Origin of the sequence: Enterobacter cloacae complex sp. 677-3DZ2D5B (assembly GCF_004136695.1) — a bacterium.
Taxonomy (GTDB): Bacteria; Pseudomonadota; Gammaproteobacteria; order Enterobacterales; family Enterobacteriaceae; genus Enterobacter; species Enterobacter hormaechei_C.
The window spans coordinates 140529-152836 of the sequence record NZ_QFLS01000001.1; the positions used below are offsets into that span (position 1 = coordinate 140529).

Sequence of the window (12308 nt, forward strand, 5' to 3'; positions counted from 1 at the left end):
TAATGAGTAGCGTAGATATTCTTGTTCCCGACCTGCCTGAGTCCGTAGCAGATGCAACCGTCGCCACCTGGCACAAAAAACCAGGCGACGCGGTAACCCGTGACGAAGTGCTGGTAGAAATCGAAACTGACAAAGTGGTACTGGAAGTACCGGCTTCAGCGGATGGCATTCTGGATGCAGTCCTGGAAGATGAAGGTACGACCGTCACTTCTCGCCAGATCCTGGGTCGCCTGCGTGAAGGCAATAGCGCGGGCAAAGAGTCCAGCGCCAAATCTGAAGAAAAAGCGTCTACCCCGGCCCAGCGCCAGCAGGCGTCTCTGTCCGATCAGACCAACGACGCGCTCAGCCCGGCGATCCGTCGCCTGCTGGCTGAGCACAGCCTCGATCCGGCAGCCATCAAAGGCACCGGCGTGGGTGGCCGTCTGACGCGCGAAGACATCGACAAGCATCTGGCAAAAGCGCCTTCTGAGGCGAAAGCGGAAGCCCCTGCGGCAGCACCAGCGGCACAGCCCGCTCTGGGCGCACGTAGCGAAAAACGCGTGCCAATGACCCGCCTGCGTAAGCGCGTGGCCGAGCGTCTGCTGGAAGCGAAAAATTCCACCGCGATGCTGACTACCTTCAACGAAGTCAACATGAAACCAATCATGGACCTGCGCAAGCAGTACGGTGACGCGTTTGAAAAACGTCACGGTATCCGTCTGGGCTTCATGTCCTTCTACGTGAAAGCGGTAGTTGAAGCGCTGAAACGCTACCCGGAAGTGAACGCGTCTATCGATGGCGATGACGTGGTTTACCACAACTACTTCGATGTCAGCATGGCGGTTTCTACTCCACGCGGCCTGGTGACCCCGGTTCTGCGTGACGTAGATACCCTGGGTATGGCTGACATTGAGAAGAAAATCAAAGAGCTGGCCGTGAAAGGCCGCGACGGCAAGCTGACCGTTGAGGACCTGACCGGCGGTAACTTCACCATTACCAACGGCGGCGTGTTCGGCTCGCTGATGTCTACCCCGATCATCAACCCGCCGCAGAGCGCGATCCTGGGTATGCACGCCATTAAAGATCGTCCAATGGCGGTAGACGGTAAAGTGGAGATCCTGCCGATGATGTACCTGGCGCTCTCTTACGATCACCGTCTGATCGATGGCCGCGAATCCGTGGGCTTCCTGGTTGCCATTAAAGAGCTGCTGGAAGATCCAACGCGTCTGCTGCTGGACGTCTAGTTTTTGCAGTCTTGCCCGGCGGCGCGTTGCTTGCCGGGCTTACAAAAGCACTACCTAACGATTACCTGAAGGATGGATAGAACACATGAACTTACATGAATATCAGGCCAAACAGCTGTTTGCCCGGTATGGCTTACCGGCTCCGGTGGGTTATGCCTGTACTACCCCGCGTGAAGCAGAAGAAGCCGCGTCTAAAATCGGTGCCGGCCCGTGGGTAGTTAAATGTCAGGTTCACGCTGGTGGCCGTGGTAAAGCGGGCGGTGTGAAGGTTGTTAAGAGCAAAGAAGAGATCCGTGCGTTTGCTGAACATTGGCTCGGCAAGCGTCTGGTAACCTACCAGACAGATGCGAACGGCCAGCCGGTTAACCAGATCCTGGTTGAAGCGGCGACCGACATCGCGAAAGAACTGTACCTCGGCGCAGTCGTAGACCGTAGCTCCCGTCGCGTGGTGTTCATGGCGTCTACCGAAGGCGGTGTGGAAATCGAAAAAGTGGCGGAAGAGACCCCGCACCTGATCCACAAAGTGGCTATCGATCCGCTGGCGGGCCCAATGCCTTACCAGGGTCGTGAGCTGGCGTTCAAACTGGGTCTGGAAGGCAAGCTGGTTCAGCAGTTCACCAAGATCTTCATGGGTCTGGCGACCATCTTCCTGGAACGCGATCTGGCGCTGATCGAGATCAACCCGCTGGTGATCACCACCCAGGGCGACCTGATCTGCCTCGACGGCAAGCTGGGCGCTGACGGCAACGCGCTGTTCCGCCAGTCCGATCTGCGCGAAATGCGCGACCAGTCTCAGGAAGATCCGCGTGAAGCGCAGGCTGCACAGTGGGAACTGAACTACGTGGCGCTGGATGGTAACATCGGCTGCATGGTTAACGGTGCGGGTCTGGCAATGGGCACCATGGACATCGTTAAGCTGCACGGCGGTGAGCCAGCGAACTTCCTCGACGTGGGCGGTGGCGCAACCAAAGAGCGCGTAACCGAAGCGTTCAAAATCATTCTCTCTGACAGCAACGTGAAAGCGGTTCTGGTGAACATCTTCGGCGGTATCGTACGTTGCGACCTGATCGCCGACGGTATCATCGGCGCGGTAGAAGAAGTGGGCGTTAACGTTCCGGTTGTTGTACGTCTGGAAGGGAACAACGCTGAACTCGGCGCGAAAAAACTGGCTGACAGCGGCCTGAATATTATTGCAGCGAAAAGTCTGACGGATGCAGCTCAGCAGGTTGTTGCCGCAGTGGAGGGGAAATAATGTCCGTTTTAATTAATAAAGATACCAAGGTTATCTGCCAGGGCTTCACCGGTAGCCAGGGGACTTTCCACTCCGAACAGGCAATTGCCTACGGTACGCAGATGGTAGGCGGCGTAACGCCAGGTAAAGGCGGCACCACGCATCTGGGCCTGCCGGTGTTCAACACCGTGCGTGAAGCGGTAGAAGCGACGGGCGCGACCGCGACCGTGATCTACGTTCCGGCGCCGTTCTGCAAAGACTCTATTCTGGAAGCGATCGACGCAGGCATTAAGCTGATCATCACCATCACCGAAGGTATCCCGACGCTGGATATGCTGACCGTGAAGGTGAAGCTGGACGAAGCAGGCGTGCGCATGATCGGCCCGAACTGCCCAGGCGTTATCACCCCGGGCGAATGCAAAATCGGCATCATGCCGGGCCACATTCATCGCCCAGGCAAAGTGGGCATTGTGTCCCGTTCCGGTACCCTGACCTATGAAGCGGTTAAGCAGACCACCGACTACGGTTTCGGCCAGTCCACCTGCGTGGGCATCGGCGGTGACCCGATCCCGGGCTCTAACTTCATCGACATCCTGAAGCTGTTCCAGGAAGATCCACAGACCGAAGCGATCGTGATGATCGGTGAGATCGGTGGTAGCGCGGAAGAAGAAGCGGCTGCTTACATCAAAGATCATGTGACCAAGCCGGTGGTGGGTTACATCGCGGGTGTGACCGCGCCGAAAGGCAAACGTATGGGTCACGCGGGCGCGATTATCGCAGGCGGTAAAGGTACGGCTGATGAGAAATTCGCAGCACTGGAAGCCGCAGGCGTGAAAACCGTTCGCAGCCTGGCGGATATCGGTGAAGCACTGAAATCCATCATTAAGTAAGTCCTCTCTGCTCCCCGTATGGGGCGCGTTGAAGTATAAAAAAATGTCCGTTTCGACATGGTTGGCCGCTGTAAAGCGGCCTTTTTTTATTGTCTGCGTTTAGCCACCAGAGTGAATTTATAGTCGTCGGAGTTAAACACGTTGCGACTGTATTCAAATATCCGGCCGTCTTTCAGAAAGCCACGGGAGACTTTTTCCAGAATCGGTTTTGCCGGATCGAGCGCCAGGGCGGCAATCGCCTCGTCCGATGGCATGACTGGCACCAGCTCCTGCTCGCTGCGATCGATAACCATCTTTTTGATCTGCTCAATGTAATGGTATTTCGACTGTTCCATCACTTCCCAGGTGAGGTCGGGGAACATCGCCAGCGGCATCCATGTCTCTTCCAGATTCACCGGCTTTTCCCTGATGAAGCGTACGCGCTTGACGTGCCAGACCTTATCATTTGGATTGAGCGCCAGTTTTGCCGCGAGCCGCTCATCGGCTTTCACCACTTCGAAGACGCTGACGTCGCTGTGCGTATCAACGTTGCGATCCGCCAGTTTTTCGTAAAAGCCGGTAAGCTGATAAATATCGTAATTCACCCGCTCCTCTTTTACATACGAGCCGCTGCCCTGAATGCTTTCGATGATCTGCTCGTCGGCGAGCAGCTTCAACGCCTGCCGCACGGTGACACGGCTGACGCTAAACGCCTCCTGAAGGCTGGATTCTGTCGGCAGCGCGTCGCCAGGTTTTAACTCACCGGCATTAATTTTCTCGCGGAACGCATCGGCGATCTGCCGGTACATCGGTTTATTGCCCATTGGGTCACGCCTATTTAATACCTTTTCAGGGAATTATGCCTTCAGCGTCGGATTTGTAAATAATACAAATAAGATACAAATTTCGGTGTTAGTGAAAATGATCACATAAATGTATTATTCGCTCTGCCACAATCCTCCCCAGACAATAACTTTGGATAGGTGAGGATCTTTATGAACCTGACGACTCTGACCGACCCCCGTGCTGTCTGCGTGCAGGCGCAGTTTACCAGCCGTGATGAGGCAATCCGTCAGCTTGCGACGCGGCTGGTAGCGTTGGGCAAAATAGCCGACGCCGATACGTTTCTGGCAGAGGTTTTCCATCGCGAATCGCTTGGCCCGACGGCGCTGGGCGAGGGGCTGGCCGTACCTCATGGTAAATCAGCGGCGGTAAAGGAAGCGGCTTTTGCCGTGGCCACACTGTGCGAGCCGCTGGCCTGGGAAGGCGTAGACGGACCGGAGGAGGTCGAGCTGATTTTTCTGCTCGCCATTCCCCCCGCACAAGCGGGGTCAACGCATATTCAGGTCCTGACGGAACTGACGTCTCGCCTGGCGGATGACGATCTCAGGGCGCGCGTGATGACGGCGACCAGCGCGGAAGCGGTGCTTGCAGCGCTGGAAACGGCGCCTGAGGCGCAAGAAACCGCCGTTGCGGAGAATGCCCCGACGATCGTCTGCGTTACCGCCTGTCCGGCCGGGATCGCCCATACCTACATGGCAGCGGAGTATCTCGAAAAAGCGGGACGAAAGCTCGGCGTCAATGTGGTGGTCGAAAAGCAGGGGGCAAACGGTATTGAGGGGCGCATCACCGCGCAGCAGTTGCAGGAGGCAAAAGCGTGTATCTTCGCGGCGGAAGTGGCGATTAAAGAGCGCGAGCGTTTTCAGGGGATCCCCGCCATTTCCGTGCCCGTCGCGGAACCCTTGCGCCATGCGGAAGCGCTCATTGAGCGTGCGCTGGCGCTACAGCCTGTATCCGATGTGCGTCCTGCACACGTCGACACGGACGCGAAAAAGTGCGTTAAAACCGAACTCAAGCAGGCGCTGCTCAGCGGTATCTCCTTTGCGGTGCCGCTGATTGTCGCTGGCGGCACGGTGCTGGCCGTGTCGGTACTGCTGGCGCAAATCCTGGGCTTGCAGCATCTGTTCGATCAGGAAAATTCGTGGCTGTGGATGTACCGCAAACTGGGCGGCGGGATGCTCGGTATTCTGATGGTGCCTGTTCTGGCGGCCTACACCGCTTACTCGCTGGCGGATAAACCTGCGCTAACGCCAGGCTTTGCGGCGGGTCTTGCCGCCAATATGATCGGCTCCGGCTTTCTGGGGGCCATCGTCGGCGGGCTGATTGCGGGCTACCTGATGCGCTGGGTGAAAAACCACATCCGGCTGAGTAGCCGCTACAACGGCTTTCTGACCTTTTATCTTTATCCGGTGATTGGCGTGCTGGGCGCAGGCAGCCTGATGCTGTTTGTGATCGGCGAACCGGTGGCCTGGATCAATAACGCCCTCACCGCCTGGCTTAACGGTCTGTCCGGCGCGAACGCGCTGCTGCTGGGGGCGATCCTGGGCTTTATGTGCTCGTTCGATCTGGGCGGTCCGGTCAACAAAGCCTCTTACGCGTTCTGTCTGGGGGCGATGGCCAATGGCGTATACGGGCCTTATGCGATTTTTGCCTCCGTCAAAATGGTATCGGCCTTTACCGTGACGGCATCAACGATGCTGGCTCCGAACCTGTTCAAACAGTTCGAAATTGAAACCGGCAAGTCCACCTGGCTGCTGGGGCTGGCGGGCATCACCGAAGGAGCAATTCCGATGGCTATCGAGGATCCGTTGCGGGTCATCGGCTCATTTGTTCTGGGGTCAATGGCGACCGGAGCGATTGTCGGGGCGATGGGGATTGGGCTATCCACCCCGGGCGCGGGCATTTTCTCTCTCTTCTTACTGCATGATGCCGGGCTGGGCGGCGTGCTGGCCGCTGCCGGCTGGTTTGGCGCCGCGCTGATTGGCGCCGCAATCTCTACGCTCATTTTACTCCTCTGGCGACGCCAGGCCGTGAAGAGCGGCACCTACGTGACTGAAGACATAACATCCTAAACACGCACTGACAGGAAACGAAGATGAAAGCTGTATCTCGCGTTCATATCACGCCACATATGCATTGGGACCGGGAGTGGTACTTCACCACCGAAGCGTCACGTATTCTTCTGGTCAATAATATGGAAGAGATCCTTACCCGTCTTGAGCAGGACGCAGAGTATAAATACTACGTTCTCGACGGCCAGACGGCGGTGCTGGAAGATTATTTTGCCGTGAAACCGGAAAACAGGCCACGCGTGAAGGCGCTGGTGGCGGCCGGGAAGCTGATTATCGGGCCGTGGTATACCCAGACGGACACCACCCTTGTCTCCGGCGAGTCGATTGTCCGAAATCTGATGTACGGCATTCGCGACTGTCTGGCCTTTGGCGAGCCGATGAAAATTGGCTATCTGCCGGACTCCTTCGGCATGTCTTCCCAGCTGCCACACATTTACAACGGTTTTGGCATCACGCGCACCATGTTCTGGCGCGGGTGTTCCGAGCGGCATGGTACCGATAAAACCGAATTTCTCTGGCAAAGTCAGGACGGCAGTGAAGTGACGGCACAGGTGCTACCGCTGGGCTACGCGATTGGTAAGTACTTACCGGAGGATGAGGCCGGGCTGCGCAAACGGCTCGACACGTACTTCGAGGTGCTGGAAAAAGCCTCCGTGACGAAAGAAATTTTGCTGCCTAACGGCCATGATCAGATGCCGCTCCAGCAGAACATCTTTGCGGTGATGGATAAGCTGCGCGAAATCTATCCGCAGCGTCAGTTTGTGATGAGCCGCTTCGAGGAGGTGTTTGACCACATTGACGAGCACCGCGATGAACTGGCGACGCTGAAAGGAGAGTTTATTGACGGTAAATATATGCGGGTGCACCGGACAATAGGCTCCACGCGAATGGACATCAAAATCGCCCACGCCCGGATAGAGCATAAAATCGTCAATGTCCTTGAGCCGCTGGCCACGCTTGCCTGGACGCTGGGCTTTGAGTATCACCACGGCTTGCTGGAAAAAATGTGGAAAGAGATCCTCAAGAATCACGCCCATGACAGTATCGGCTGCTGCTGTAGTGACAAAGTGCATCGTGAGGTGATGTCACGCTTCGAGCTGGCGGAAGACATGGCCGATAACCTGACATGCTTCTATATGCGCAAGATTGTCGACAACATGCCGCAGTGCGAGGAAGACAAACTGGTGATGTTTAACCTCACGCCCTGGCCGCGTGAGGAAGTGATTAACACTACGATACGTCTGCGCGCCAGCCAGTTCCGCCTGCTGGACGATAGGGGGAATGAAATCCCTTACTGCCTGCGCAGCGCGCGTGAAATCGACCCCGGCTTAATAGACCGGCAGATTGTGCATTACGGCAACTACGATCCCTTTATGGAGTTTGATATCCAGCTCAACCAGATCCTGCCATCAATGGGTTACCGCACGCTCTATATCGAGCCGCACGTGGCTGGCAAGCTGCTGGCGCCAGAAACAACGTCGGAGGCATTACTGGAAAATGCTTTCTGGGAAATAACGTTAAACGACGACGGCACCCTGCGTCTGCTCGATAAAGCGTCCGGGCTTATCTATGACCGCGCGCTGGAAATAGAAGAGAGCTCGGATGATGGCGATGAGTACGACTACTCGCCTTCACGGGAAGAGTGGAGACTCACTTCCGCGCAGGGCGAGCATGAGGTTGAGGTGATCCACGAGGTCTGGCAGAGCAGGGCGGTGATCCGCCATCGCATGGCGGTGCCGGCGGATCTCGCTGAACGTTCTGCGCGTCAGCAGACGGGAACGCTTGAGGCAGAACTCACGGTCACGCTCAGCCATAACAGCCGACGTATCGACATTGAGGCGCGTCTCGGAAATCACGCGGATGACCACCGTGTTCGGGTGTTGATCCCGACGCCCTTCACCGCAGACACGGTGTTAGCTGATACCCAGTTCGGTTCGCTGACGCGACCTGTACAGGATGAAGCGATGGCGAACTGGCAGGAGGAGGGCTGGAAGGAAGCGCCGCTGCCGGTGTGGAATCTGCTTAACTACGCGGTGCTCCAGGAACGGCGTAACGGGATGGCGCTGTTTACCGAAGGGTTACGCGAATTTGAAGTGACTGGCGAGCGTCAAAAAACGTTTGCCCTGACGTTGCTTCGCGGCGTGGGGGTGCTTGGGAAGGAAGACTTACTTCTGCGCCCCGGCAGACCGTCCGGGATCAAAATGCCGGTGCCTGATTCGCAGATGCGGGGCCAGTTAACCTGTCGCTTTAGCCTGTTCAGTTTTAATGGTTTGCCCGTCAGTGCTGGCGTTGCGCAGCAGGCGAAGTCGTGGTTAACGCCAGTGCACTGTTATAACAAAATTCCGTGGGATGCGATGAAGCTTAACCGCGCCTCTTTCACCACCCCCTGTAGCTATAGCCTGCTAACACTGCCCCCTAACGGATGCGTACTCAGTGTGCTGAAAAAAGCGGAGGATCGTGACGAGATGATTCTTCGTCTGTACAACCCTTCGGAGACCCGCTCCTGTGACGTGGCTTTGTCTGTGAACCGTGAGGTCCAGGCCTGCTGCGAAACGGACATGAATGAGGTGTACAAGGCGCAAGGGGAAGAGGGCTCAGCCATTATGGGGTCTTTCCGGCCAGGCCAGTCACGTACCTTCAGCATGAAAATTGAAAGGTAATCCTCAAAATAAAATAAAGGCCGCATTCCTGCGGCCTTTATTTCATCAAATAGTCACGAAAGGGTGTTAATTTTAAGATTATTAAAAGTGAATAAAATGTAATCGTTTCGGCAGGTAGCAAAGCGAAAGAAAAATACTGTGAAGCAGATAACATTATATGTTTATCTTCCGGCAAAATGCGTTTTTTCACGCGCGTTAATAAAAATCACAACTGTTTATATTATCTTCTGGCTTTTATAACCATCAACGCCTTTAAATGTACATATCATTAACAAGGTTTTTACTATCCGCACCACAAAGAAACATCATTAACAGCTCTGGCCGTTTTTGATTTAAATCAATGTTTAATCCTTGGAAAAAGGCTCCAAAAGGCGTTAAATTGTTCCCGATCAAAATGGCCGAAAAGTGGTAATTTTGCTATAAATTGATCGCCGTCGAAAAACGTAAATCTGTTCGAATAAAAACCTGTTTATTGTAAGGGTTTTGCAGCGTATTATATTTACGGGATCAATTTGGTTTTTTCTTAACGTATTTGTAACCTTTCATCATTGCTTTTTCCTCTTGTAGAGAATAAGCAACGAAGAAGGGAAGCAGATAACTTTGTATTGGGGCATGCGTGTGGATCCTTATCTAACGGGGTTCACTCTCGGAGTCTTCATGCGATGAGCAAGGAGTCATAATGTTAGACGTAGTCGAACTGTCGCGCTTACAGTTTGCCTTGACCGCGATGTACCACTTCCTGTTTGTGCCGCTGACGCTCGGTATGGCGTTCCTGCTGGCCATCATGGAAACGGTTTACGTCCTCTCCGGCAAACAGATTTATAAAGATATGACCAAGTTCTGGGGCAAGTTGTTTGGTATCAACTTTGCGCTGGGCGTGGCAACCGGTCTGACCATGGAGTTCCAGTTCGGGACAAACTGGTCTTACTATTCCCACTATGTGGGGGATATTTTCGGTGCGCCGCTGGCCATTGAAGGTCTGATGGCCTTCTTCCTCGAATCCACCTTTGTAGGTCTGTTCTTCTTCGGTTGGGACCGTCTGGGTAAAGTCCAGCATATGGCGGTAACCTGGCTGGTGGCATTAGGCTCCAACTTGTCCGCACTGTGGATCCTGGTGGCGAACGGCTGGATGCAAAACCCAATCGCATCTGATTTCAACTTCGAAACCATGCGTATGGAGATGGTCAGCTTCGCTGAGCTGGTCCTGAACCCGGTTGCCCAGGTTAAATTCGTTCACACCGTGGCGTCTGGCTATGTGTGCGGCGCGATGTTCGTGCTGGGCATCAGCTCCTACTATATGCTGCGCGGCCGTGACTTCGCGTTCGCCAAGCGTTCTTTTGCTATTGCAGCAAGCTTCGGTATGGCCGCGATTCTGTCCGTTATTGTTCTGGGTGATGAATCCGGTTACGAAATGGGCGACGTGCAGAAAACCAAACTCGCCGCAATTGAAGCTGAATGGGAAACCCAGCCGGCACCGGCAGCGTTTACCCTGTTCGGCGTGCCTGACCAGGAAGCGCAGGAAAACCGCTTCGCCATTCAAATTCCTTACGCTCTGGGTATTATCGCCACGCGCTCCGTCGACAAACAGGTGACTGGCCTGAAAGATCTGATGGTGCAGCATGAAGAGCGTATCCGTAACGGGATGAAAGCTTACTCGCTGCTGGAACAGCTGCGCGCCGGCTCTACCGACCAGGCCGTTCGCGATCAATTTAACGACGTGAAGAAAGACCTCGGTTACGGTCTGCTGCTGAAACGCTATACCCCGAACGTCTCTGACGCGACGGAAGCGCAGATTCAGATGGCAACCAAAGACTCTATTCCACGCGTTGCGCCGCTGTACTTCGCGTTCCGCATCATGGTGGGTTGCGGCATTATCATGCTGCTGATCATCGCGGCCTCGTTCTGGTCAGTCATTCGTAACCGTATCGGTGAGAAAAAATGGCTGCTGCGCACCGCGCTTTACGGTATCCCACTGCCATGGATTGCTATCGAGTCCGGCTGGTTTGTTGCGGAATATGGCCGTCAGCCGTGGGCGATCGGTGAGGTGCTGCCAACAGCGGTAGCGAACTCCTCCCTGACCGCAGGCGACCTGATCTTCTCCATGCTGCTCATTTGCGGTCTGTACACCCTGTTCCTGGTGGCTGAACTGTTCCTGATGTTCAAGTTCGCGCGCCTTGGCCCAAGCAGCCTGAAAACCGGTCGCTATCACTACGAGCAGTCTGTTGCGACTACTCAGCCGGCACGCTAAGACAGGAGTCATCAAATGATCGATTATGAAGTATTGCGTTTTATCTGGTGGCTGCTGATCGGTGTTCTGCTGATTGGTTTCGCGGTCACCGATGGTTTCGACATGGGCGTGGGCATGCTCACCCGTTTCCTCGGTCGTAATGACACCGAGCGTCGAATCATGATCAACTCCATCGCCCCGCACTGGGACGGTAACCAGGTGTGGCTGATCACCGCAGGCGGCGCGCTGTTCGCTGCCTGGCCGATGGTCTACGCGGCTGCGTTCTCCGGCTTCTATGTGGCGATGATTCTGGTGCTGGCCTCTTTATTCTTCCGTCCGGTGGGTTTCGACTACCGTTCCAAGATTGAAGACACCCGCTGGCGTAACATGTGGGACTGGGGCATCTTCATCGGTAGCTTCGTTCCACCGCTGGTCATTGGTGTGGCGTTCGGTAACCTGTTGCAGGGCGTACCGTTCCACGTCGACGAATATATGCGTCTGTTCTACACCGGTAACTTCTTCCAGTTGCTGAATCCGTTTGGTCTGCTGGCGGGCGTGGTGAGCGTGGCGATGATCATCACCCAGGGCGCAACCTATCTCCAGATGCGTACCGTAGGTGAACTGCACCTGCGTTCCCGCGCTACCGCTCAGGTGGCGGCGCTGGTGACGCTGGTCTGCTTCGCGCTGGCTGGCGTGTGGGTGGTGTACGGTATTGATGGTTACGTGGTGACCTCCGCGATCAACCATACTGCACCGTCTAACCCGCTGACCAAAGAAGTGGCGCGTCAGGCCGGTGCATGGCTGGTGAACTTCAACAATACTCCTGCGCTGTGGGCTATCCCGGCTCTGGGTGTGCTGCTGCCGCTGCTGACCGTGCTGACGTCTCGTCTGGAGAAAGGCGCTCTGGCGTTCGTATTCTCTTCACTGACGCTGGCGTGCATCATCCTGACGGCGGGGATTGCGATGTTCCCGTTCGTGATGCCATCCAGCACCATGATGAATGCCAGCCTGACCATGTGGGATGCAACGTCCAGTCAGTTGACGCTGAACTTAATGACCTATGTTGCTTGCGTGTTCGTACCGATTATCCTGCTCTACACCACCTGGTGTTACTGGAAAATGTTCGGTCGCATCACTAAAGAACATATCGAAAGCAACACCCACTCTATGTACTAAGTAAGGAGCT

The 12308-nt window shown here is 55.3% G+C and carries 8 protein-coding genes; 7 read left to right on the top strand and 1 reads right to left on the bottom strand.

The genetic code is table 11. From position 1 onward, the window contains the following. The first annotated feature begins 2 nt into the window (after positions 1 to 2). The 3 genes from odhB to sucD all read left to right on the top strand — a co-directional run bounded on the left by odhB (position 3) and on the right by sucD (position 3344). Positions 3 to 1223, top strand: coding sequence for a 2-oxoglutarate dehydrogenase complex dihydrolipoyllysine-residue succinyltransferase (gene odhB / locus DD597_RS00705; RefSeq protein ID WP_050870160.1), 1221 nt, complete (start codon positions 3 to 5; stop codon positions 1221 to 1223). A gap of 85 nt (positions 1224 to 1308) precedes the next feature. After that, positions 1309 to 2475, top strand: a complete 1167-nt coding sequence (gene sucC, locus DD597_RS00710; protein WP_003858611.1) for an ADP-forming succinate--CoA ligase subunit beta — start codon at positions 1309 to 1311, stop codon at positions 2473 to 2475. Further along, positions 2475 to 3344, top strand: a complete 870-nt coding sequence (sucD, locus tag DD597_RS00715) for a succinate--CoA ligase subunit alpha (protein WP_003858609.1) — start codon at positions 2475 to 2477, stop codon at positions 3342 to 3344. The genes sucC and sucD overlap by 1 nt, the downstream gene beginning before the upstream one ends. A gap of 86 nt (positions 3345 to 3430) precedes the next feature. On the opposite strand, the gene DD597_RS00720 is transcribed toward sucD, so the two are convergent. Next, positions 3431 to 4147, bottom strand: coding sequence for a GntR family transcriptional regulator (locus tag DD597_RS00720; protein WP_032665443.1), 717 nt, complete (start codon positions 4145 to 4147; stop codon positions 3431 to 3433). 171 nt (positions 4148 to 4318) lie between these two features. Between DD597_RS00720 and mngA the strand changes: the two genes are divergently transcribed. From mngA to cydB, 4 genes are all read left to right on the top strand, one after another. Then, positions 4319 to 6235, top strand: a complete 1917-nt coding sequence (gene mngA / locus DD597_RS00725; RefSeq protein ID WP_059294773.1) for a PTS 2-O-a-mannosyl-D-glycerate transporter subunit IIABC — start codon at positions 4319 to 4321, stop codon at positions 6233 to 6235. Between the two features lie 23 nt (positions 6236 to 6258). Beyond that, positions 6259 to 8895 carry a mannosylglycerate hydrolase gene (gene mngB / locus DD597_RS00730; RefSeq protein WP_059294774.1) on the top strand — a complete coding sequence of 879 codons (2637 nt, stop codon included), beginning with the start codon at positions 6259 to 6261 and terminating at the stop codon, positions 8893 to 8895. 679 nt (positions 8896 to 9574) lie between these two features. Further along, complete coding sequence (gene cydA / locus DD597_RS00735) at positions 9575 to 11143, top strand: cytochrome ubiquinol oxidase subunit I (protein WP_003858601.1); 1569 nt, start codon at positions 9575 to 9577, stop codon at positions 11141 to 11143. A gap of 15 nt (positions 11144 to 11158) precedes the next feature. After that, complete coding sequence (gene cydB, locus DD597_RS00740) at positions 11159 to 12298, top strand: cytochrome d ubiquinol oxidase subunit II (RefSeq protein WP_003858599.1); 1140 nt, start codon at positions 11159 to 11161, stop codon at positions 12296 to 12298. Positions 12299 to 12308: the final 10 nt, after the last annotated feature.

Excerpts from the sequence above, each read along its gene's own strand:
- odhB (WP_050870160.1), top strand. The coding sequence starts at position 3 with ATGAGTAGCGTAGATATTCTTGTTCCCGACCTGCCTGAGTCCGTAGCA.
- sucC (WP_003858611.1), top strand. The coding sequence starts at position 1,309 with ATGAACTTACATGAATATCAGGCCAAACAGCTGTTTGCCCGGTATGGC.
- sucD (WP_003858609.1), top strand. The coding sequence starts at position 2,475 with ATGTCCGTTTTAATTAATAAAGATACCAAGGTTATCTGCCAGGGCTTC.
- DD597_RS00720 (WP_032665443.1), bottom strand. The coding sequence starts at position 4,147 with ATGGGCAATAAACCGATGTACCGGCAGATCGCCGATGCGTTCCGCGAG.
- mngA (WP_059294773.1), top strand. The coding sequence starts at position 4,319 with ATGAACCTGACGACTCTGACCGACCCCCGTGCTGTCTGCGTGCAGGCG.
- mngB (WP_059294774.1), top strand. The coding sequence starts at position 6,259 with ATGAAAGCTGTATCTCGCGTTCATATCACGCCACATATGCATTGGGAC.
- cydA (WP_003858601.1), top strand. The coding sequence starts at position 9,575 with ATGTTAGACGTAGTCGAACTGTCGCGCTTACAGTTTGCCTTGACCGCG.
- cydB (WP_003858599.1), top strand. The coding sequence starts at position 11,159 with ATGATCGATTATGAAGTATTGCGTTTTATCTGGTGGCTGCTGATCGGT.